Origin of the sequence: Halobellus ordinarius, from assembly GCF_031823395.1 — an archaeon.
Lineage (GTDB): Archaea > Halobacteriota > Halobacteria > Halobacteriales > Haloferacaceae > Haloquadratum > Haloquadratum ordinarius.
On sequence record NZ_JAVQKJ010000003.1, the window covers coordinates 193,697 to 215,154 of the forward strand.

At 64.3% G+C, this 21,458-nt stretch carries 18 protein-coding genes; 4 read left to right on the top strand and 14 right to left on the bottom strand.

The features are described from left to right. Positions 1-275: 275 nt before the first annotated feature. Positions 276-839, bottom strand: coding sequence for an MBL fold metallo-hydrolase (locus RJT48_RS04405; RefSeq protein WP_311171030.1), 564 nt, complete (start codon positions 837-839; stop codon positions 276-278). A gap of 178 nt (positions 840-1,017) precedes the next feature. Between RJT48_RS04405 and RJT48_RS04410 the strand changes: the two genes are divergently transcribed. Then, positions 1,018-2,343 carry a glycerate kinase type-2 family protein gene (locus tag RJT48_RS04410; protein ID WP_311171031.1) on the top strand — a complete coding sequence of 442 codons (1,326 nt, stop codon included), beginning with the start codon at positions 1,018-1,020 and terminating at the stop codon, positions 2,341-2,343. Between the two features lie 32 nt (positions 2,344-2,375). Here the strand turns inward: RJT48_RS04410 and RJT48_RS04415 are convergent, their stop codons facing one another. Beyond that, on the bottom strand, positions 2,376-3,386 hold the full coding sequence (locus RJT48_RS04415; protein WP_311171032.1) for a 2-hydroxyacid dehydrogenase: 1,011 nt from the start codon (positions 3,384-3,386) through the stop codon (positions 2,376-2,378). Positions 3,387-4,002: 616 nt separating this feature from the next. Next, positions 4,003-4,773, bottom strand: coding sequence for an IclR family transcriptional regulator (locus RJT48_RS04420; protein ID WP_311171033.1), 771 nt, complete (start codon positions 4,771-4,773; stop codon positions 4,003-4,005). Between the two features lie 357 nt (positions 4,774-5,130). Between RJT48_RS04420 and RJT48_RS04425 the strand changes: the two genes are divergently transcribed. Further along, the gene (locus RJT48_RS04425) at positions 5,131-6,606 is read left to right on the top strand and encodes an aldehyde dehydrogenase family protein (RefSeq protein WP_311171034.1); all 1,476 of its coding nucleotides are present in this window, start codon (positions 5,131-5,133) and stop codon (positions 6,604-6,606) included. A gap of 150 nt (positions 6,607-6,756) precedes the next feature. On the opposite strand, the gene RJT48_RS04430 is transcribed toward RJT48_RS04425, so the two are convergent. Continuing rightward, positions 6,757-7,881 (bottom strand): zinc-dependent alcohol dehydrogenase, encoded by a 1,125-nt coding sequence (locus RJT48_RS04430; protein ID WP_311171035.1) that lies wholly within the window; start codon positions 7,879-7,881, stop codon positions 6,757-6,759. A gap of 154 nt (positions 7,882-8,035) precedes the next feature. Here RJT48_RS04430 and RJT48_RS04435 point away from each other — a divergent pair, with 154 nt between their 5' ends. Beyond that, a complete protein-coding gene (locus RJT48_RS04435) occupies positions 8,036-8,389 on the top strand; it encodes a TRAP transporter large permease subunit (protein WP_311171036.1) in 354 nt (117 codons plus the stop codon). A gap of 30 nt (positions 8,390-8,419) precedes the next feature. On the opposite strand, the gene RJT48_RS04440 is transcribed toward RJT48_RS04435, so the two are convergent. Next, positions 8,420-9,598, bottom strand: a complete 1,179-nt coding sequence (locus RJT48_RS04440; RefSeq protein WP_311171037.1) for an enolase C-terminal domain-like protein — start codon at positions 9,596-9,598, stop codon at positions 8,420-8,422. Between the two features lie 484 nt (positions 9,599-10,082). Between RJT48_RS04440 and RJT48_RS04445 the strand changes: the two genes are divergently transcribed. Next, complete coding sequence (locus RJT48_RS04445; protein ID WP_311171038.1) at positions 10,083-11,054, top strand: phosphoadenosine phosphosulfate reductase family protein; 972 nt, start codon at positions 10,083-10,085, stop codon at positions 11,052-11,054. 66 nt (positions 11,055-11,120) lie between these two features. On the opposite strand, the gene RJT48_RS04450 is transcribed toward RJT48_RS04445, so the two are convergent. The 9 genes from RJT48_RS04450 to RJT48_RS04490 all read right to left on the bottom strand — a co-directional run bounded on the left by RJT48_RS04450 (position 11,121) and on the right by RJT48_RS04490 (position 21,443). Continuing rightward, on the bottom strand, positions 11,121-12,296 hold the full coding sequence (locus RJT48_RS04450) for an XdhC family protein (protein WP_311171039.1): 1,176 nt from the start codon (positions 12,294-12,296) through the stop codon (positions 11,121-11,123). Further along, positions 12,293-13,117, bottom strand: a complete 825-nt coding sequence (locus RJT48_RS04455) for a Rossmann-like domain-containing protein (protein ID WP_311171040.1) — start codon at positions 13,115-13,117, stop codon at positions 12,293-12,295. The genes RJT48_RS04450 and RJT48_RS04455 overlap by 4 nt, the downstream gene beginning before the upstream one ends. Beyond that, on the bottom strand, positions 13,110-14,510 hold the full coding sequence (locus tag RJT48_RS04460) for a VWA domain-containing protein (RefSeq protein ID WP_311171041.1): 1,401 nt from the start codon (positions 14,508-14,510) through the stop codon (positions 13,110-13,112). Before RJT48_RS04460 ends, RJT48_RS04455 begins: the two co-directional genes overlap by 8 nt. An 89-nt stretch (positions 14,511-14,599) precedes the next feature. After that, positions 14,600-15,550 (bottom strand): AAA family ATPase, encoded by a 951-nt coding sequence (locus RJT48_RS04465; protein WP_311171042.1) that lies wholly within the window; start codon positions 15,548-15,550, stop codon positions 14,600-14,602. Next, complete coding sequence (locus tag RJT48_RS04470; RefSeq protein WP_311171043.1) at positions 15,547-16,689, bottom strand: XdhC family protein; 1,143 nt, start codon at positions 16,687-16,689, stop codon at positions 15,547-15,549. The genes RJT48_RS04465 and RJT48_RS04470 overlap by 4 nt, the downstream gene beginning before the upstream one ends. 140 nt (positions 16,690-16,829) lie before the next feature. Further along, positions 16,830-19,328: an aerobic carbon-monoxide dehydrogenase large subunit gene (locus RJT48_RS04475; protein WP_311171044.1), complete on the bottom strand. Its 2,499-nt coding sequence runs from the start codon at positions 19,326-19,328 to the stop codon at positions 16,830-16,832. Then, a complete protein-coding gene (locus RJT48_RS04480) occupies positions 19,325-19,966 on the bottom strand; it encodes a (2Fe-2S)-binding protein (RefSeq protein ID WP_311171045.1) in 642 nt (213 codons plus the stop codon). The genes RJT48_RS04475 and RJT48_RS04480 overlap by 4 nt, the downstream gene beginning before the upstream one ends. Further along, positions 19,963-20,853 carry an FAD binding domain-containing protein gene (locus RJT48_RS04485; RefSeq protein ID WP_311171046.1) on the bottom strand — a complete coding sequence of 297 codons (891 nt, stop codon included), beginning with the start codon at positions 20,851-20,853 and terminating at the stop codon, positions 19,963-19,965. The genes RJT48_RS04480 and RJT48_RS04485 overlap by 4 nt, the downstream gene beginning before the upstream one ends. After that, positions 20,850-21,443: an SRPBCC family protein gene (locus tag RJT48_RS04490; RefSeq protein ID WP_311171047.1), complete on the bottom strand. Its 594-nt coding sequence runs from the start codon at positions 21,441-21,443 to the stop codon at positions 20,850-20,852. Before RJT48_RS04490 ends, RJT48_RS04485 begins: the two co-directional genes overlap by 4 nt. Between the last annotated feature and the right edge of the window lie 15 nt (positions 21,444-21,458).

The following is a 21,458-nucleotide window of genomic DNA, read 5'->3' on the forward strand; positions in this document are numbered from 1 at the left end:
TCTGTAAGTTTTAGCAGATTAAATTTGGCGATATAGCAGAGTAAGTTTCAGTATTTACCTGAAAAAATAGAAATCAATTAATAAATAGAGATACCTACGGTAGAAAATAAAATAACAAATTTATGTGATACAAATATATCTTATAATATAGTGCTGGGTCCCCCCGTCATAGGAACTCACTACTCGTGCAGCAGCGACCACTCACGATTCAGCAGCCAGTCGTGGCGTTTACAGAATCGCAAGGCGAATGCGGCGGGACTTGACCCCGAGGTACTTCACCGAGCGGGTCCTCCGTGACGTGGCTCCCGTGGCTGGCCAGGATCGTCGAGATGTCGTACTCGAACAACTTCCCGAGGGTGCGCTCGGCCTCCGCGTGACTGTGGTCGTTGCACTGCTCCGCAGGTGGGACCAGATAGCCGGCCGGCAGTCCGCGCCGCGGAACCTCCGAGGACGTCTCCGGCGATGAGCACGCCGTCGGCTTCCCGGAGGAACGCACCATTGGAGACCGTGTGGCCCGGGATTTGGATGACCTTCAGATCGCCTTGCAGGAGACCGCCACCGGCCAGATAGCCGTCGGCTTCGACGTCGAGCGCGTGGTAGCACCCGCGGGCGCCACTCGGCACGGGGAGTTCCGGATCGAATGCTTCGAGGAGGTCCGGGACGCCACCGAAGTGCCCTTCGTCGCCGTGGGAGACGATGAGGCGGTTGCGGCCGCCGAACTCTGTTTTCGCGGATCTCGACCAGTTCCGCGCCGTCGCCGGGGAACGGGGTCTCTTTCTCAGCTTCGACCTCGTCTCTCCTATAGTAGCGTTCGCAACTGATTGCTCATCTGATCGCACGACTGCGTGCGATCGTATGAGCGAAGACTTGCGAACGCCACTATATCACCGCACCGTCCTCTCGTTGTGGACAGGTTCCCGATATCGTCGTTACTCGCTGTGCAGAACGAGGGACCACTCGATCCCGGTGTCCCCGCTGCTCCGGGAGCTTTTAGATACAGCACAACGAGTTGAGGATATGATCGATCGGAGCGGTTTCGGAGACGACCCCGATGTCGGCCTCGCGCTCGACGCCGTCGAGGCCGGGATCGAGGCCGCCCGTCCGGAGACGGTGTTGGAAACCGCCGTCGAACTGGACAACCACGACCTGCGCATCGACGGCGAGCGATACGATCTCTCCGCATACGACGAGGTTCTCGTCCTGGGCGGCGGCAACGCCGCCGGCGAGATTGCGACTCACCTCTCGGACCTGCTGGGGGCGTCGCTGTCGGGCGGTGTCGTCGTAACCGACGACCCGGCGCCCGCCGGCCCGATCGAGGTCGTCGACGGGACACACCCCGTCCCAAGCGACGCCAACGTCGAGGGCACGCGCCGCCTGCTGGCACGGGCGCGGGAGAGCGATGCGGACACGCTCGTGCTCGTCGCGGTGACCGGCGGCGGCAGCGCGTTACTCTCGGCGCCCGTCGAGGAGGTCCCACTCCCCGATCTACAGGCACTCACCGGGGAACTGCTCCGGAGCGGCGCCCCGATCGATCGGATCAATGCCGTCCGGAAGCACGTCTCCGCGCTGAAGGGCGGCCACCTGGCGCGCGAACTCGCCCCGGCGACGACGGTCGGCCTCGTCTTCAGCGACGTCACGTCCGGGGACCCGTCGGTCGTCGCCAGCGGCCCGCTGTCGCCGGATCCGACGACCTACGAGGACGCCCGTGCCGTCGTCTCGGAGTACGAGATCGATGCGCCCGCATCGGTGGTGCGACACCTCCGGCGGGGTGTCGCGGGCGAAATTTCCGAGACACCTGGCCCCGACGATCCGGCCTTCGAGACCGTCTCGGTCCACGTCGTCGCGGACAACTTCACGGCGCTGGCTGCCGCGCGTGAGGTCTGTGCCGCGGCCGGCTACGATCCCGTGATTCTCTCGTCGTCCGTCCGCGGGGAGGCCCGAGAGGCCGCGAAGACCCAGGTCGCGATCGCCGAGGAGATCGAGCGCAGCGGCAACCCGGTCGAACCGCCCGCCGCGGTTCTCTCCGGGGGCGAGACGACCGTCACGATCCGACGTGGTGACCCGGGGACAGGCGGCCCGAACCAGGAGTTCGCGATGAGTGCGGCGCTCGAACTCGGCGAGGGGCCGGTGCTCTGCGCCGTCGACACCGACGGGATCGACGGGCCGACCGACGCGGCCGGGGCAGTCGTGGACGGCGACACGGTCGAGAATATCCAGCACGCGCGGTCGCTGCTCGCAGAGCACGACGTCTACGACTACCTCGCCGACCGGGGCGCGCTCGTGCAGACCGGGCAGACGGGCACGAACGTCAACGACCTCCGCGTGTTGCTCGTTCCGGAGTGAGCGGCGGTTTGGGCCGAGGCGAGTCCCTGCTTTCACTCCAGGCCGGCATCCGCGAGCGCCGAGTGGGGGAGGGGTTCCCGCTCGATGCCGGCGATGACGTTCTCGGCGGCCATCTCGGCCATCCGGTTCCGCGTGCCGATGCTCGCGCTGCCGATGTGCGGGGTTACCACGAGCCGCTCCGGAGCGTGCCGCAGAATCGGGTGGTCGGCCGGCAACGGCTCGGGATCCGTGACGTCGAGTCCCGCGCGGGTGATCCACCCGTCTTCGAGCGCGGCGTCGAGCGCGTCGGTATCGATTACCCCGCCGCGGCTCGTGTTGAGCAGGATGGCCTCCTCGGACATCTGCTGGAGTTCGTCCGTGCTGATGAGCCCCTCCGTCGCGTCCGTGAGCGGAACGTGCAGGGACACGAAGTCGCTCTCGGCCAGGAGTTCGTCTCGGGTTACGTAGGTCGCGTCGACGCCGACCTCGGTCAGTTCCTGCTCCCGATCGGGCTTCCGACTCCGCCCGGTGTACAGCACGTCCATCTCGAACCCGGCGGCCCGCCGCGCGACGGCCGTCCCGATGTTCCCGAGGCCGACGATGCCGAGCGTCGCGCCGTGGATATCCGGCCCGGTGAGCAGGCGCGGTCCCCACGTCTCCCACTCGTCGGCGTCGACGTACGCCTGCCCCTCGACGACCCGCCGGGCGCAGGCGGTCAGAAGCGACCAGGTCAGATCGGCGGTGGTCTCGGTCAGGACGCCGGGCGTGTGGCCGACCGCGATGTCGCGTTCCGCGGCCGCGGCGAGGTCGATGTGGTCGTACCCGACGGAGAAGGTGCTCACTACGGACAGGTCGCCGGAGGCGTCGAGGACGTCGCCGTCGATCTCGTCGGAGAGCAGACAGACGAGACCGTCGGCAGAGAGATCAGCCAGTCGCTGCTCGATGTGTGCTTTCGCCGGCGGGAGCTTCCCGTCCCAGACGGCGACGTCGTACTCGGCTCGCAGCCGTTCGAGCCCCACCTCGGGGATCTCCCGCGTGACGTAGACGGACGGTGTGTCGGTCATCGCCGTACCATCGTCCGCGTGTCGTGAAATTTCTTTGGAGTCGGTCGGGATGTCCTCGCTCCGCCGAACGCGGATCGAATCGCCTTCTCCGCCTCGCCGTACGGACCCGTCACAGACTCTTTTCAGTTGCTATCGATAGACGCAAATCGATGATATAGTAGCGTTTGCAAGTCTTCACTCACACGATCGCACGCGGTCGTGCGATCGGATGTGCAATCAGTTGCAAACGCTACTATAGCGGTATAATCTCTTTTGCAAATTCCGCCGGGCTGACTCGATAACGTCGCCGTGGAGAGCTTCAACAGTATGCAAGTCATCTGGCAACTGGTTCCGAGGCGGCTCAGGACGTATAACAGAAGTACACTCGTTACTATCTGGCCGGCGTCCTCGAACTGAATCTGACGGGATTCTCTTTAGTAATGGATTGGGTCCTGCCGGTAATCGTAGCGTGATCAATCAAAGCAACGGATCTGGGGGATTCGGACAAGCAAGGGACTGACCAGCGAATCACTCGCTACTGACCGTGCGCAAATTTGTTCGAATTAATAGAACGAGTTGGACGGCGGAGGTCGCTATTGTGACAGTAACCAGTCTCCCAGCGTTGTCCCGAAACCTGTCAGTATTCCTGACCGTGTTGGTAGTTGAGTTCGATGACGTTTCGAGCCCTGGACAGGAGATCAGGCAGGTCGTCGGTGAACGTACTCCCGTTGAGGCGTTTTGCGGGTCCAGCGACGCTCACCGCGCCGAGGACGTCCCCCTCTGCGCTGGTGATCGGCACCCCGACCCCGTGGATGCCGGTGATCGACTCCTCTCGATTGAACGCGACCCCCTCCGACTGAACTGCCTGTAGTTCCTGCTCCAGTTCCTCCCGTGTCGTAATTGTCTGGTCGGCCGTCTTGGAGAGACCGTGACGGCTGATGATCTCGTCGACTCGCTCCTCGGTAAACTCCGAGAGCATCGCCTTCCCGAGGGCACGATTGTGCAGAGTCGCGGAACCGCCGATCGGTGCATCGATATCGAGGGCGTCGGAGCCCCCACTTTTGTAGAGATATACGCCCAGACCTCGCTGTTCGACCGAGAGAATCGCCAGCTCGCCCGTTTCCGCGGCGAGCTTGTCGATCTCGTCTTTGGCCGCCTCGAAGAGCGGTTCCCGACGGCGCGTTTGCAGGCCCATCTTGAGAAAGGAAAGGCCCAGTTCGTACTGGGTCCCATCCTTGATCACGAACCCGTTCCGCCGGAGCGTGCTGAGATGATAGTGCGCGGTACTCTTTGCGATCCCGAGCTCGTTCGCCAACTCCGTCACCCCCATCGCTCCCTCCCGATCCAATACGGAGACAATGTCCAGAAGGGTGGACGGCTGTTCCTGTTCGGACGAACCTGATGCCATATTCGGTATAGGATTCCTTTGGAGAATAAATGTTCGGGTGATTCGAACAGATCCGTTTGCGTAGCAGCCGGGGCAGCGGCGCTTACGGAACCAAGGGCGATTAGAAAGGGCGTGCTGATCCGGAGCAGTTGCGTGCAAAGAGCAATCTTGTTCGAACTACTCGAACAAACCCTGAGCCTGCTGGCCCCCAGTTGGCGTTCTCCCGAGTGCAATCACCTCCGAGTGCTATAGTAGCGTTCGCAAATCTTCGCTCATACGATCGCACGCAGTCGTGCGATCAGATGAGCAATCAGTTGCGAACGCTACTATAGCGGATTCAGGGAAAATTTTAAATCCGATAAGGTGCCGACTGTTCCTATGTCGGTAGACCAACTCGATCGGTTAGACAAAGACATCCTTGTCGACGGTGAATGGAGCGGCGCCGAGGATCGAACGGACGTTCGTCACCCGTATCGGAACACTGTCGTCGGGTCCGTCCCAGTCGTCGAGAAAGCCCGTGTCGTCGGCGCCATCGACGCGGCTGCTGCCGCTGTCGAGACTTCTACGCTCTCGGCGTACGAGCGCTACGAACTACTCTCGACGGCCGCGGATCGCGTGGAAACCCGCCTCGAAGAACTCGCCCAGATCGTCACGAGCGAAGAGGGGAAACCGATCACGGAGGCCAGAAACGAGGTCGACAGAACTGCACAGACGCTGCGGCTGTCGGCCGAGGAAGCAAAGCGGCAGTTCGGAGAGTACGTTCCGATGGATCCGCAGAAAGGGACTCCCCGAGATCACTGTTTCACCCAGCGCGAACCGCTGGGTGTCGTCGCCGCGATTACCCCGTTCAATTTCCCGATTATGTTGATGGCTCACAAGGTCGGTCCCGCGCTAGCAGCGGGGAATGCCGTCGTCGGGAAGCCGGCGACCGACACGCCGCTTTCCTCGATAGCACTCTTCGAGTGTCTCGACGAAGCCGCAGAGGAGGTTGGGGCTCCCGACGGGCTGATCAACGTCGTAACCGGCAGCGGATCGACTGTCGGCGACGCGTTCCTCGAACACGACGCGGTCGAAGCGATATCGTTTACCGGCTCCACTGCCGTCGGGAAACACCTCGCCAACAACAGCGGGATGAAAGAGCTCACCCTGGAACTCGGCGGCAACGATCCGACGATCGTCTGGCACGACACCGACCTCGAGTGGGCCGCAGAACAGGTCGTCGGTGGCGCCTGTTCCAACGCCGGTCAGGTCTGCAACAGCGTCGAGCGCGTCCTCGTCGCGGAGGAAATCGAAGCGGAGTTCGTGGCGGCGCTGGTCGACTCCGTCGCGGACGTTTCAGTCGGTGATCCACACGACGCTGCGACCGATATCGGCGCGATGGTGAACGACGACGAATTCGAGAGTACCGTCGACCTGTTCGAGGAGACCGTCGAACAGGGGGCGACGGTCGAATACGGTGGCCGGTACGGCGGGGACCTCGGCGACCGCGTTTTCGAACCCACGGTCCTCTCCGATGTCACACCGGAGATGCCAGCAGCGACACAGGAGGTGTTCGGTCCGGTGATTCCGGTGATCCCGGTCCCCGACTTCGAGGCGGCGATCGAAGAGGCAAACAACACCGAGTACGGGCTGGAAGCGGGCCTGTTCACGCAGGATATCGACCGGGCCAAGCGGGCGGCGGACCGAATCGACGCCGGTGGAGTCAACATCAACACCGTCAGCGGGTACCGGACCGATCATATGCCCTACGGCGGATTCAAAGACAGCGGGATGGGAAAGGAGGGGATCAAATACGCCACCGAACACTTCAGCCGGGAGAAGCTGGTTGGCTTCCACGAGGGAACGAACGCGTAGCCGACAGCGTCCTGCGGTGAGAGGACTGCTGTGTCGGTGTCCGGGTCACACGATCCGGTGCTGTAAGCAGCGGTACGAGACTGCAGCAGTCCGTCCAAGCGGGTCCGCGGACGGGACTTCTGTCTGAAAGCGGGACTCCTTTGCGCCGCGTTAGATTCCGTGCGGATGTATCGTGGCGCGGTACGCTTCGCCCGACTCCTGTGCCTTGTACGCCTCCTCCGCGTCGTCCAGCGTCGTTTTGAAATTGAAGAGCTTCCTGAACGGCACCTCGTCTTTCAGTTGGTCCATCAGTTCGATCGCCGACTCGAACTGCGTCGGCGGATACGCCAGGCTCCCGTAGATGTTCAGCTCCTTTTGAACGATCCGTGTCGGATTGATCTCGCTCTCGCCGTTGTAGGCGAAGTGACCGGCTTCGACGTACGTACCGCCGTCGTGGGGGAGTTCCAGCCCCTGCTCGACCGCCTGTGGCACACCCGCCGCTTCGATCACGACATCCGGGCCGACGTTTCCGTTCGTGAGTTCTTTGACGGCTGTGACGAGTTCGTCCCCGTCGTACTCTGTCAGGTCGATCAGGTCCGTCGCGCCGAACTGTTCGGCCAGGTCCAAACGCTCCTCCAGCGCGTCGATCGCGATGATCTGCCCCGCACCGGCGGCCTTTGCCGAACAGATCGCGAACAGTCCGATGGGTCCTGCACCCTGTACTGCGACGCTCCGGCCGACACCGAACCCTTCACGCATATGCGGCAGCCCGGGTTGCATCGACCGTTCGAACGCGTGCATTCCGACCGACAGCGGTTCGACCAGCGCACCGAGTTCGCCGTCCATATCGTCCGGCAGTTTGTAGTACGCCGCTTTGGACGGCAGTACGTTGTATTTGCTCATTCCGCCGGTGTACTGCTTGCCGACGTTGTCGAAGCCGAACCGATCAGGATTCTTGCTCAATCGCGGTCGCCCCGGCATATTCCGGGCATACCAGTCGTCGCTGCCGCCCGGCATCGCGGGCACCACGGCCAGGTTGTCGCCCACCTCGATTTCGGCCCCCTTCGAATCTTCTTCGACGTTCTCGCCGACGTGTTCTATCTCACCGGCGAACTCGTGTCCCGGAATAACAGGGAACTCGAGGTCCATTCCGCCGTTGTACATGTGCACGTCCGTCCCGCAGATGCCGGAGAGTTCCACACGGAGGAGAACATCGTCCGGTCCCGGGTCCGGGAGCTCGATCTCGCGTTCGGAAACTGATCCTGGCTCGTCCATCACGATGGCGGTCGTCTTCATCACTCCCCTGTTCCAGAATGATACTATTAATACCTTTGCTCATATGAATCAGCTGCTAGTAAATCGCCGGTCAAAAAATCAGTCAGTGATAATTCATCAGTGATCTGTCAAAGTTGGGAATGCATCGATCGGGAACTCGCCAAAGTTTGACCTGATGTACGACTTCCTCGGCGTCGGGGCCTTCTTGATGCGCCTGCCGACGTTGCGGTCCCTCAACATCGGCCTCGTTCGGTCCATCAATATCAGCCCAGTTCGGTCCGAAAACAAGGACTTCGACCACAGATTACCCGAACATATCGAGGGGTGCCGGGGGCCCGTCATCTGGGGAATGATCTTCATAATGGGCGACACCGTCGGCTTCATCACCCCGCCGTACGGGCTGAACCTCTACATCATCAGCGGGATCGCCGAGTTGGACTACATCAGGGTTGCGCGGGCCATTGTCCCGTATCTACTCGGGTTGGTCGCCGTCTGGGTCGGCTATGCGGTGATCCATCTGTATATTTGAGGCTCAGCGGCAGCTTTTTTCAGCGGACCCTTATCGGCTGTATACGGTCTTTCCAGTCTCGTTTTCTCGTACGTACTCCCAGTCGTACTCGACACCGAGTCCCGGCCCCTCCGGGACGCCGACGGTACCGTCCTCGTCGATCGAATCGATCCGGTCCGTGTACCCGCCCTGATAGATGGGCGCTTCCGTGTGGGGGAGCGGAGAGTCCGGATGTACCAGTCCGAGTTCGTAGTAGTTCGAATTTCGTGTCGCAGCCATACAGTGCCGCTGGGCCGGTCCGGCGAGGTGATACTCGATATCGAGTCCGTGCCCCTCTGCGGCGCGAGCGAGTTTCATTGCTCCGGTGATACCGCCGTCCCAGTCGGGGTCCGCTCGGGCGAAATCGGTCCCCCCGCTCGCGAGGAAGTCAACTGTCGGTTCCAGTCCCCGGACGAGTTCGGTCTGCAGGAGCGGCGTATCGATCCGCTGCGCCAGTCGTTTGTGGGCGTGTTGGGAGCGTCCACCGTCCTTGAACGGATCCTCGTACCAGAAATAATCGTATTTGTCGCACTCCCGTCCGACCCTGACGGCATCGGCGAACGTCTCGTACGAGCAGACCGGGTCGTGCATCAACTGCATCCGGTCGCCGACGCGCTCGCCGACTGCGCGGATCAGTTCTATCTCCTGTTGGATATCAGAAGGGGCTTCGTCACTCCAGGTGTGCGTCTTGAACGCCGGATAGCCGTGATCGAGGCACGTTTCGGCGAAGTCCGCGAACGCTTCCGGCGAGTCGAAGCCGCGGCCGCGTTCGGCGAAATACGTCGACGCGTACGCAGGCAGGCGCTCCCGGTACGTCCCGAGCAGTTCGTGGATCGGCGCGTCGTAGTACTTGCCGGCGAGGTCCCACAGCGCGATATCGATCGGTCCCAGGCCCATCTGGTCGTACTTCCGGAGGATCTGCTGCATCGCGTCCCAGTGTTTCTCGCGTTTCAGCGGGTTCCTGCCGAGGAGGTACTCCGCACAGAGATCGATCTGCGTCAACCCGACGCCCGTAGCGCCGATATACTCCCCTCGGAGCCCGTTCTCCGTGGTAATTCGGACGCCGTGGGCCGTCCGCTCGTAGGTCTCGCCCGGCGAGTACATCAGTTTCCCCGCGCTTGGGTCCATCCTGGCGTCGTCGACAGGATATGTGAACGATACTGTCTCGATTTCGTCGATAGTGAGGCTCATGTGTGTCGGTGCTGGGTTCGTCGGGAGTACTCAGTCAGTCTCTGCTGGTGTGGATTTCCACCACAGGCGACACATCTCGTAGACACGCACAAAACGACACCATCGTATATATTAGTACTTGATGATGGGAGCCAACGGGAAGCCAGCGGAGTGAGTGATCCTCTGGTGTGCGAATTCGCCACCCGCTGACTTCGCTATCCCCTGTGGCCCGCTCCGAGAAAACGCGGTAGGATATCTATGCACCCATAATCTCAAAATAGATATGTAAATAAAATATTAATACTTGGTGAATAGAATATAAAACGCATTTAATAGAATTCCGGGTAATATAGTCCTAAATACCTTTGATCACGACCTAAATCCTCTTTACTGTACGTATTGTATGTTTTACTATCTCACAATATAGTGATAGCTGTTATATTCGTCTTGGGGCCGCGCTATTGCAAAAGACATTTACTCTCCGGTAATTAGATATAATTACACAATGCCAGACGACTTCCCCGACTACCTCGACGTCGATTACACCGACGGTGAAGGCGAGAACCCCGAAGATTACCCCTCGATCCAGGACAAGATCGAGAAGGCGATCGCGGTCACGAAACGCGGTCTCGAACAGTACAAGAACCCGGCCGTGATGTGGACCGGCGGCAAGGACTCGACGCTCACGCTGTACTTCATCAAGGAGGTCGCAGAGAAGTACGACCTGGAGACGCCGCCGGCGGTCTTCATCGACCACTTCCAGCACTTCGATGAGATCCACGACTTTGTCGATCACTGGGCCGAGGAGTGGGACCTCGACGTCGTCTACGCCCGCAACGAGGACGTGGGCAGCTACGTCGACGAACACGACCTCGAACCCGGCGACGATATCCCCGTCTCGGAGCTCTCTGAGCACAATCAGCACCACATCCGCAACCTGCTGGAATACGAGGAGGACACCTTCCCGTTCCTGCTCGACACCTACGTCGGCAACCACCTGCTGAAGACGGTCGCACTCAACGACGCCTTAGAGGAATACGACATCGACGGCGTCATCTCCGGCGTCCGCTGGGACGAACAGGAGGCCCGCGCCGACGAGACGTTCTTCTCGCCGCGGCACGACCCCGACATCTACCCGCCGCACGACCGCATCCAGCCCATCCTCCAGTTCGACGAGGCGGCGGTCTGGGAGGCCTTCTGGAACTTCGTGGTGCCGGAGACCGTCGAGGGGTACCCCGAGGAGGGCTACGTCCCGGAGAGCGCCGACGATCTGCCGAACGGCCTGACGATGGCCGACATCCCGATCTCGCCCAAGTACTTCGCCGGCTTCCGCTCGCTCGGCAGCGAGGTCTCTACCGACAAGACCACCGAGGAACCGGCGTGGCTGCAGGACATCGAGAACACGACCGAGCGCGCGGGCCGCGCCCAGGACAAAGAGGACCTGATGGAACGGCTCCGCGACCTCGGCTATATGTAGAATCGGCCGACGTTCCGTCCCGCTTTCTGTCGATACCCTCTTTTCGCGATGTCGATCCGACCTGAGCTACTGCGCCGGCGCGTCAGCGTCGGAGTCGACGTCGACGCGGTCGTGAATCGCGCCCTCTCGCGATTTGAGATGCTGGGGCGTCCGGTCGTTCGAGACAGCCAGCGCCTCCGCGACGATGCTGTGGGCGATCTGGAACGGTGAGCCGCCGCCGAGATCGAGGCCAACCGGCGTGTACAACGACGACAGCGCGTCCTCACTGAAGGAGGTGCCCTCCGCCTCGAAGTCGTCGAGCATCTCCTCGAACCGGTCGCGGGGACCCATCAGTCCCACATACGGGACGTCCGCCGCCAGTAGCGCCTCGACCGTCAGCCGATCGTCGACGAAGTTGTGGGTCATCACCACCGCATACGTGCTGTCGTCGAGGTCGAGATCGTCCCCGACGGTCCCGGGTGCGGTCGTCACGACCCGATCTGCGGCCGGGAACCGCTCTTCGAGGTCGACCGCGCCGCGGAAGCCGACCACGGTCACTCGGAAGTCGTTCTTCGCCGCGAACTCGGTGACGGGCCCGACGTCGTGCCCGGTTCCGAAGACCACCAACTCCGGCGGTGCCGCCAGTCCGTCGATGAACACCGTCAACTCGCCGTCATCGGTGTCGACGGTGACGGTGTCGGCGCTGCCGCGCTCCGCCAGTTCCCCGGCAGGGCCGCTGAGTGACGCCGACGGCCACCCGGTGGCCGCGTCTCCCTCCGGCGTCCGCAACGCTCCGTCAGCCGGGTGGTAGTAGGCGCGGTCGCCCTGCTCGAATGCGGTCCCCTCACCGTCGAGGACCGTGACGATGCCGACGTCGCGCCCGTCGAAGAACGCCTCGACGGCCGGCCGATATGTCCGGTTCAGCGGTTCGAGCAGTACCTTGATGATGCCGTTGCAGCCGACGCCCAGCCCCCACGTGTCCTCCTCGTCGTCTTCCATCAGATCGTAGGTGACGAGTTTGGGGCGGCCGGTCTCGCGGACTTCCTCACCCACGGCGACGAGTTCGTCCTCGAGACAGCCGGCGGTGATGCTGCCGACGCCCGTCCCGCCCTCGTCGAGGAGCATCTTCGCCCCCGGCCTGCGGTAGGCGTTCCCCTCGACGTCGACGATTGTCGCAAGCACGTCGGTTTCGTCGGCATCGAGTCGGTCACGGATTCGCTGTACGACCGCCGTTTCGGGAACACTCCAGTCGCTTTGAGTCATAGGTTTGTGGGTTCGTCTTCGATCGTGGTTTCGAGTCGGACGCCGGCCGTGCGTTCGGCGGCGACGTACACTTTCGCGACCCCCGCGTCGTGCAGATCCGTCCCGCACGCTCCCGCCTCGACCGCTTCGCGCACGCTGGCGACGTCGGTCACCGACGCCCCCGCGACGACGTCGACGCCCGCGGCGAAAAGCGGCGCCGGCAGGAACGACGCTGTCGCGCCGATGACGATCACCGTCGCGTCGGCCGGCGCGGCAGCCAGATACCGTCCGACGCCGCCGTAGATGAACGCAGATCCCGTTACGAAGACGACTTCCGCGTCTGCCATCGCCGCGTCGGTCTCCGCAGGGGTGAACGTCCGGACGCGTACTCCCTCCGGCGTCTGCACCGAGACGTCGTCGAGCGGTTCGCGCTCGATCACGCGGACCTCGACGTCGTCGAACTTCCGGAAGGCGGGGCCGAACAGTCCGACGGTGACGATCCGGTCGACGTCGTCGTCGAGCAGGGCCATCGGGTCGCCGGTCTGCCAGTCGATCGCCGGCGCCGACAGCGCGTTCATCGCCGCGATCCCGAGTGCGCGTTCGAGACGGTCGACCGCGCTCTCGGGGTCCCTGGTCGCCGCCTCCAACAGCCGTTCCACGTCGAGTTGCTCGGTGGACGGTGGCTCTCCTTCGGGCCGGTGGGCGAGGCCAGCGGTCTTCCCCGCCGACCCCGCCACCTCGACGAGCACCACCCGATCGCCGACGGTGATCCGCTCTACGGTCGTCGCGGGCGAGAGCGCCGAACGAAGGCGATTCCTGGCCTCCGGGAGCGGCTCAGTCATCGCTCTCGGTCCTCCGTTCTGCGGCGCGTCGCCGGGGATCGTGTTCGTAGCCGACGCTCGCTCCGAGCCCCCGCTGTTCGATCTGTTTTGCCGCCGCCGCGAGATCAGACGGCCCCGCGAAGCCGAACAGGGCGTCGATGTACGGTTCGACCGTCGACATCCCGCGGGATCGCGGCTCGAACTCCGGCGAGACCGCGAGGGGGTTCAGCCAGATGAGGGCGTCGCTCCGCCCGGACAGCCACGTGATCCCGTCGGCGAGGAGGTCTTGGTCGCCGACGTCGAGGCCGTCGCTGACGACGATCACGACCGTGCGCCGATCGACGGCGTACGGGTATCGCCGCCGGAGCGTCTCGAAGGCGCCGCCGATCTGCGTGCCGCCGCCCCACTCCACTTCGGCCTCACGGAGTGCCGCTGCCGGATCACCGCCGGCGCGGGCGAACTGCTCGGTGACGTCGACCAGTTCGGTGTCGAACAGGAACACCCGGGCCTGACGGGCGCTGTCGTGCAACTCCTCGGCAAAGGAGAGCAGGACGCTGCGATCGATAGTATCGAGGACGGAGCCGCTGACGTCGACGAGCAGGCAGCACCTGAGCTCGTTCGGGACGGGTTCGGACTGCGGGAGATCCATCGGCGCACCCCCGGTTTCCAGGCTCGCCCGGAGCGCTCGCCTGGCTTCCACGCGGTCGCCGGCCGAGGAGCGTTGCCGCCGTCGCCCCGGAAGCGTCGACAGCGCGTCCACGAACCGGTCGATCGCCGCGCGTTCGCCGCTCGTCAGCGGCATCGTGTCGACCTCGACCCGTTCGCGGCCGCCCACGCTGCTGTACCGTCGTGCGTCGTCGTCGCCGGTATCTGTGGGACGGTCGCCGGTCGCCTGCTGCCGCTCCGTCGGAATCCGGACCTCCACGTCCCCGTCGCCGTCAGGATCGACATCCGGCGTGTCCGCGTCCTCGAGGTTCTCGGGGACCTCGTCTGCGGCGTCCTCCGGACCGCCGAATTCCCGCTCGTCGTCGTCCTCCTCGCCGGCGGTCGGTCCGTCGTGATCCGTGCCGATAGCGTCGAGCCCGGAGCGGAGCCGGTGCCAGAACGTCGGAAACGCCGACTCGAACGCGTCGCGGTCGGTCGCCTCCGAGAGCAACGTCGCCCGCAGCGCGTCTGCGACCCTGTCGCGGTCACCGAGTCCGACGACCGCGAGCGACCGGGCCGATTCGAGACACGCGTTCGCGGGGATCGAAACGCCTTCGCTCCGGAGCTCGGCCGCGAGTCGGAGGAGTTCGATCAGCGTATGCCGGCGGGCTGCCGGGAAGTCCGGCACGCCGTCGCTGCCTGCATCGCTGTCGAGCCCGTCTCTCGGCTCGTCCGCGCGTGGTGTGTCCTGGGTCCCGTCGCCGGTCATTGGTCAGTGGTGTTCGCGGCATTCATCGGTTCGTGCACTCCGGACCGTAGCGTTCACTCGTCCCCTACGCGCCGGAGCCGATATGGGCTTCACGCTTCGAGTCGGTCCTCTGCGGCCGCCGCGGCGAGCCGCAGCTGTTCGAGCAGGTCGGTGTCGATCCGGTCGAGGTCCTCCGCTTCCTTGATCAGACAGCCCAGTGTGCGTTCGATCTCCTCGGTCGAGAGCGATCGGTCCTCGTCGTCGTGGCGGAGTTGTGCGACCGCCCGCGCCCAATCGAGCGTCTCAGAGACGCCGGGCTGTTTGAGGAACGACTCCTCGCGCAGCCGATCGACGACGGCGCAGACCTCCGCGGCCACAGCGACGTCGAGTTCGGGCACCTTCCGCCGGACGATCTCGTATTCGGTCTCGAACGAGGGGGGTTCCACGTGGAGGTACAGACAGCGCCGTTTCAGCGCGTCCGAGAGACCACGCGTCCGGTTCGACGTGAGGACGACGATCGGGGGCTGCTCGGCCCTGACCGTGCCGAACTCGGGGATCGACACCTGGAAGTCCGACAGCATCTCCAGCAGGAACGCCTCGAACTCCTCGTCTGCCCGGTCGATCTCGTCGACGAGGAGAACCGGCGGCGTCCCGTTACCGGCCGTCAGCGCCCGGAGCAGCGGCCGTTCGAGCAGGAAGTCCTCGTCGAACACCGACCCCTGCCGATCGCCGCTCCCGGCCGTCGACTCCCCGGCGACCGTTCCCTCGTTGGCCTGGACGGCGAGCAGTTGCTTCGTGTAATTCCACTCGTAGAGCGCGTTCTCGGCCGTCAGCCCCTCGTAGCACTGCAACCGGATGAGTTCGGTGTCGAAGGACTTCGCGAGCACCTTCCCGAGTTCGGTCTTCCCGCTGCCCGGCGGTCCCTCGACGAGCAGCGGCCGGCCCATCGTGAGCGCCAACTGGACTGTCGTCACCGTTCGGTCGTCGGCGACGTAGTCGGCGGATTCGAACCGCGACCGCAGGTCCGACGCCGACAGTCCCTCGAAGGCGTTCCGGGTCACGGCGACACCACTCCCTGTCCCTCGTCGAGATACGCTTCCGGATCGTCCCGGAACGAGCCGGCACAGCCCTCACAGCAGAAGTAGTAGGTCGTCCCGCCGTGGTCGACCGCCGGGGCGGTCTCCGGGTCGGCGGTCATCCCGCAGACGGGATCGGTCGCGAGCCCCGCGCGTTCGCCGTCGTCTTCGCCGTGATCGTCAGTCACTGCCTCCTCCACCGCGTCGTCGTCAGCCGCGGTTGTGGTGTCGTCGCCGGCAGCCGACGAATCCGCGCCGGTTACTTCCGCTCGCGGAGCGGCCTCCACGGAACCGGCCCGCGCGTCGACGACTTCCGCGAGAATGCTCGTCGCGATTTCGCCCGGCGTATGCGCCGTAATATCGATCCCCGCTGGATTGGTCACCGCTGCCGCTACCGACTCCCTGTCCGTCTCCAGGCGGTCGGCGACCCGGTCGATCACCTCCTCGTTGCGGGCGCTGCTGGCGACCAGCCCGATGTAGGGCGCATCCGCGCGGATGCCGGCGGCGACGCCGCGGGCGTCGTACTGCCCGACCGAGGCGACCACGACCAGCGGCCCGGTGCCGACTGCCTCGACGATCGTCTCGGGATCGGTCGTCGTGAGCGTCCGCTCGACCGGGAGGTCGTCGGCGCCGTCCGGATCGACGACCGTCACGTCGATATCGAGTTCGGCCGAGAGGCGCGAAAGCGAACGGGCGATCGGCGATCCGCCGACGATGAGGAGCGCAGGCGCCGTGTTCACCGGTTCGATGAACAGTTCGAGGACGCCCTCGCTGTGGCAGTGCATCGGGAAGGCCTCCAGTCCGGGACGGGCGACGTCGTCGGGGTCGGGGGCGATTCCCACGAGCCGCGGTTCGCCGTCCGCGAGCGCCTCCGTCGCCTGGCTGATCGCTGTCGTCTGCGCGCAGGCGACGCCGCCGATCCAGCCGTGGAGGGTTCCGTCGGCAGTCACGACTGCGCGATCGCCGACGTTGGCCGACACCGGGGCCTCCCGGCGAACGACCGTGATTCGGGCGTACGTCTCGCCCCGCTCGGCCAGTTCGCGTTCGAGTCCCGCGATGTCGCCGTCGGGTGGTCGAGGAGAGTCGTCTGTCGCTCCGTCGTCGTCAGTCTCGTTCTGTGTCATCTCTAGATGAGCATAGGTGGCGGCGCCCCAAATGGGGATCGCGTCTGCGGCGGCCGTTCACAGTGACTGTTGTAGCTGTTTATCGGTGCTCGCTACCCCTGGTACCGGCGAGCACCGCGCAGAGACTACAACTGTCATTATCAGTCGTCAGCCGGTTCTTCGCTGCCGCCCTCGAAGTCGAAACTGACGTTCTGGGCCGGCTTGATCGCGAGGTCGGCCTCGTCGAGTTTCTCCCAGACGGTGTCGGGCGTCATCGGCATCTCGACGTGCGAGACGCCTCCGTGGGACATGGCGTCGACCACGGCGTTGACGATGGCCGGCGGCGACCCGACCGTGGGCGATTCGCCGACGCCCTTCGCGCCGATCGGGTGGTGCGGCGACGGCGTGACGGTGTGGCCCGTCTCGAAGTTGGGGATCTCCTTGGCCGTCGGCAGCAGGTAGTTCATGAAGTCCCCGCCCGTGACGTTGCCGTTGTCGTCGTAGGTGACGTGCTCCATCATCGCGGTGCCGATCCCCTGTGCGAGACCGCCGTGGATCTGGCCCTCGATGACCATCGGGTTGATGCGGTTGCCACAGTCGTCGACCGCGACGAACTTCTCGAAGTCGACTTCGCCGGTCTCCCGGTCGACTTCGACGATGACGATGTAGGACCCGAACGGGTACGTCATCTCCGGCGGGTCGTAGTAGTTCACCGCCTCCAGTCCCGGCTCCTCGGTTCCGGGGTGGTTCATATAGGCGCCGGCCGCGATCTCCGTGATCGTGATCGAGCGCTCGGGCGCGCCAGCGACGTGGAATTCGCCGGACTCGCGATCCCACTCGATGTCTTCCTCTGCGGCCTCAAGTTCGTTGGCCGCGATCGACTTGGCCTTGTCACGAACCTTCCGGGCGGCGACTGCGGTTGCCGCGCCCGCGACGGGCGTCGAGCGCGAACCGTACGTACCCAGCCCGTAAGGCTCCGTGTCGGTGTCGCCGTGCTCGACGGTAATGTTGTCTACGTCCATCCCGAGTTCCTCGGCGACGATCTGGGCGAAGGTGGTCTCGTGACCCTGACCCTGCGTCTGGACGCCGACCCGGAGGACCGCGCTGCCGGTCGGGTTCACCCGCAACTCCGCGGAGTCGAACATCTCGATCCCGGCGATGTCACACTGCTTGCCGGGGCCCGCACCGACGATTTCGGTGAACGAGGAGATGCCGATCCCGAGGAGTTTGTCTGCGTCCTCCTCGATGCGGCGACGTTGCTCCTCGCGGTACTCCTCGTAGTCGGCCATCTCTAAGGCCTTGTCCAGCGCCTTCTCGTAGTCGCCGGAGTCGTAGTTCCACCCGGTCGCGCTCTCGTAGGGGAACGCGTCCGAGGGGATGAAGTTCCGCCGCCGGATCTCCGCGGGATCGACGTCGAGTTCGTCCGCGAGTACCTTCACCATCCGCTCGATGAGGTAGACCGCTTCCGTGACGCGGAACGAACACCGGTAGGCGACGCCGCCGGGCGCGGTGTTGGTGAACACTCCTGTCAGCGACCCGTAGGCCGCCTCGATGTCGTAGGAGCCGGTGAAGATGTTGAAGAAGCCGGCCGGGAACTTCGAGGGCTGGGCCGCCGCGTTGTACGCGCCGTGGTTGGCGAGCACGTCGACCTTCACGCCCTGGATCACGCCGTCCTCGGTGGCGGCGATCTCGCCCGTCATATCGTAGTCGCGGGCGAAGCCGGTGGTCTGGATGTTCTCGGAGCGTTCTTCGATCCACTTGACCGGCTGTTCGAGGACGTACGACGCCGCGGCGGCGACGACGTACCCCGGATAGATCGGGACCTTGTTCCCGAAGCCGCCGCCGACGTCCGGGCTCACGATCCGGACCTTGTGCTCGGGGATGCCCGACACCTGCGAGAACAGGGTCCGGTGGGCGTGCGGCGCCTGGGAGGTCATGTGGACCGTCATCTTGTCCTTCCCGGGATCCCAGTCTGCGACCGCGCCGCAGGTCTCGATCGGGGCCGGGTGGAGGCGCTGGTACTCCATCTGCTCTTCGACGGTGACGTCCGCCTCCGCAAACGCCGCTTCGGTGGCCTCCTTGTCGCCGGTCTCCCAATCGAAGATGTGGTTGTCCTCCTGGTCGTCCAGTTCGTCGCGGATGAGGGGGGCGTCCTTCTCGAGGGCCTCCTCGGCGTCGACGACCGGTTCGAGGACGTCGTACTCGACTTCGACCTTCTCGGCGCCGTCCTTCGCGGTGTAGCGGTCCTCGGCGATGACGGCGGCGACCTCCTGGGACTGGAATTTCACCTTGTCGTTGACCAGGACGTCCTGGGTGTCGTCCATCAGCGTCGGCATCGTCGCCAGGTCGTGCTCCAGTAAGTCGTCGGCGGTCAGGACTGCGACGACGCCGTCGAGTTCCATCGCGCGCGACCCGTCGATGTCTTCGACCCGGGCGTGTGCGTGGGGGCTGCGAACGATCTCACAGTGGAGCATCCCCGGCTTCTTGATGTCGTCGACGTAGTTGCCGCGGCCGGTGATGAAGCGTTTGTCCTCCTTGCGGGTGACTTCCTCGCCCATTCCGCCGCGGCCGTGGCCGCAGTGTTTCTCCGGCTGCGGCCCGCCATCGTCGTCGTGCTGGTACTCCGCCGGTTCGGTGACGTTGTCGGATTCGCTGCTCATTGTGTGTCTCCCTCCGTGTCGACGTTCTCGAACTGTGGGTCCGCTCCCTCGAGGTGGTCGTACTCCGTCGACGGGCCGCCACAGCAGTCCTCGACGCCGCAGTCGAACTGCTGTTCTGCGGTGACGGTTCCGCCGTCGGCGGCCGCCGGCTCGCCCTCGAGTTTCTCGGCAGCATACTCGATCGAACTGACGATGTTCTGGTAGCCGGTGCACCGACAGAGGTTGCCGCTGATCGCCTCGCGGATCTCCGCTTCGTCGGGGTCGGGGTTCTCATCGAGGAGTGCCTTGCCGGACATCAACATCCCGGGCGTACAGTAGCCGCACTGCAGGCCGTGCTCCTCGCGGAAGCCCTCCTGCAGCGGGTGGAGTTCGCCCTCCGCCTCCGGGAGCTCTTCCATCCCCTCGACGGTCATCAGTTCGCTGCCGTCCGCCTGGGCGGCGAACATCAGGCACGACTTGATCGGTTCGCCGTCCTTCAGCACCGTACAGGCCCCGCAGTTGCCGGTGTCGCAACCGATGTGCGTCCCGGTCATGTCCAGATCCTCGCGGATGACGTGGACGAGCAGTCGTCGCGGTTCGACCTCGACGGAATGTTCGGTGCCGTTTATCGTCAGCGTGATTTCACGTTCGTCTGTCACTGTGTAACCCTCCGTTTGACCGCGCCCGCGCGTTCGGCGGCGTCGCCGAGCGCCCGCTGGGCCAGTACGTCTACCATTCGTTCCTTGTACGAGGCGTCGCCGTGTTCGTCTGATTCGGGGTTCGACTCCTCGGCGGCGAGTTCCCCGGCTTTCTCGAAGAGGTCGGCGCTCGGCCGTTCACCTTCGAGATGTGCTTCTGCCTCCGCGGCGCGCGCGTTGGTGATGTCGACCGCAGTCATCCCGATGCCGGCGTCCTCGATCCGCCCCTCGTCGTCGAGGATCAGCCGGGCCGCGACGCCGACCATCGCGTAGTCGCCGGTCTTGCGCTTCAGCTTGTGGTACGCGCTGCCCTCGTGGGCTGCGGGAGTCGGGACCCGCGCCTCGGTGATGAGTTCGTTCTCCCCGAGGGAGGTGTCGTACGGCAGCAGGAACAGTTCGTCCGCCGGGATGACGCGTTCGCCGTCCGGGCCGCGGGCGACGACCTCGCCGTCGTGGGCGATGAGGACGCTGCCCCAGTCGCCCTTCGGGTCGGCCTGCGCCATCGAGCCGACGATGGTGCCGCGGTTGCGGATCTGCGGGTCCGCGATCAGCGGCGCCGCGTCGGCGAAGCTCCCGTAGTCGTCTTCGTCGATCACGTCGGCGTCCTCGACGTCGGCGTGCCGGGCGAGCGCGCCCATCTTGAGGTAGCCGTCTTCCTCCTCGAGGTAGTCGAGTGCGTCGATGCCGTTGATGTCGACGACCGTGTCCGGGCGGGCGAGTCGGAACCGCAGCATCGGCACGAGGCTCTGGCCCCCGGCGATGATCGTCGGCTCGTGGAGGCTTTCCAGCAGGCTCACCGCCTTTTCCACCGTCTCGGGTTCGTGGTGTTCGAACGGTGCGGCTTTCATAGCATTCCTCGAATCCGGTCTGTGACGCCGGAGCTGGTCTCGTCGACGTCTGTCATCTGCTTTTCGATACTGCTGAAGAAGTTGTTCACAATCTTGTTGGCGACCGGCTTGATCACCCGCGACCCGAGCTGTGCGATCCGTCCGGAGATGTCCGCTTCGGTCCACCACTCGATTCTGGAACTCTCACCGTCCTCCGTCGGGTAGATGGTCATTCCGGAGTTCATACTGAAACTGCTCCCTGAGGCGTCGCCGCCCCCGGAGGCGACCATCTTGAAGTTCTCGTCGTCGCGCTCGTCGATCGTGACCGTCGTCTCGAACCGCGGCTTCACGCTACCGACTCCGACCTGCATCAGGGCCGCGTACTTCTGGCCCTCGACGAACGCGCGGTCGGCGACCGTCTCCGGATCCGCGTCCGGCAGCATCTCGACGTCCTCTTCGGGCTCGTACTCGTCGAAGTTGAAGTCGTCGTCCATCGGGGTGATGTATCGACACCCCTTCAGGGAGTCCCGGACCGCCATCGGGTCCGAGAGGACGATCCAGGCTTTCTCGGGCGGTACGCCGTCTAACTCGAATTCTCCGTCAAATTCCATCGTTGTGTTGTGTGT

Bases quoted from the DNA above. Each gene is read 5' to 3' on its own strand.
- RJT48_RS04410 (WP_311171031.1), top strand. From the start codon at position 1,018: ATGATCGATCGGAGCGGTTTCGGAGACGACCCCGATGTCGGCCTCGCG.
- RJT48_RS04415 (WP_311171032.1), bottom strand. From the start codon at position 3,386: ATGACCGACACACCGTCCGTCTACGTCACGCGGGAGATCCCCGAGGTG.
- RJT48_RS04420 (WP_311171033.1), bottom strand. From the start codon at position 4,773: ATGGCATCAGGTTCGTCCGAACAGGAACAGCCGTCCACCCTTCTGGAC.
- RJT48_RS04425 (WP_311171034.1), top strand. From the start codon at position 5,131: ATGTCGGTAGACCAACTCGATCGGTTAGACAAAGACATCCTTGTCGAC.
- RJT48_RS04430 (WP_311171035.1), bottom strand. From the start codon at position 7,881: ATGAAGACGACCGCCATCGTGATGGACGAGCCAGGATCAGTTTCCGAA.
- RJT48_RS04435 (WP_311171036.1), top strand. From the start codon at position 8,036: ATGTACGACTTCCTCGGCGTCGGGGCCTTCTTGATGCGCCTGCCGACG.
- RJT48_RS04440 (WP_311171037.1), bottom strand. From the start codon at position 9,598: ATGAGCCTCACTATCGACGAAATCGAGACAGTATCGTTCACATATCCT.
- RJT48_RS04445 (WP_311171038.1), top strand. From the start codon at position 10,083: ATGCCAGACGACTTCCCCGACTACCTCGACGTCGATTACACCGACGGT.
- RJT48_RS04450 (WP_311171039.1), bottom strand. From the start codon at position 12,296: ATGACTCAAAGCGACTGGAGTGTTCCCGAAACGGCGGTCGTACAGCGA.
- RJT48_RS04455 (WP_311171040.1), bottom strand. From the start codon at position 13,117: ATGACTGAGCCGCTCCCGGAGGCCAGGAATCGCCTTCGTTCGGCGCTC.
- RJT48_RS04460 (WP_311171041.1), bottom strand. From the start codon at position 14,510: ATGACCGGCGACGGGACCCAGGACACACCACGCGCGGACGAGCCGAGA.
- RJT48_RS04470 (WP_311171043.1), bottom strand. From the start codon at position 16,689: ATGACACAGAACGAGACTGACGACGACGGAGCGACAGACGACTCTCCT.
- RJT48_RS04475 (WP_311171044.1), bottom strand. From the start codon at position 19,328: ATGAGCAGCGAATCCGACAACGTCACCGAACCGGCGGAGTACCAGCAC.
- RJT48_RS04485 (WP_311171046.1), bottom strand. From the start codon at position 20,853: ATGAAAGCCGCACCGTTCGAACACCACGAACCCGAGACGGTGGAAAAG.
- RJT48_RS04490 (WP_311171047.1), bottom strand. From the start codon at position 21,443: ATGGAATTTGACGGAGAATTCGAGTTAGACGGCGTACCGCCCGAGAAA.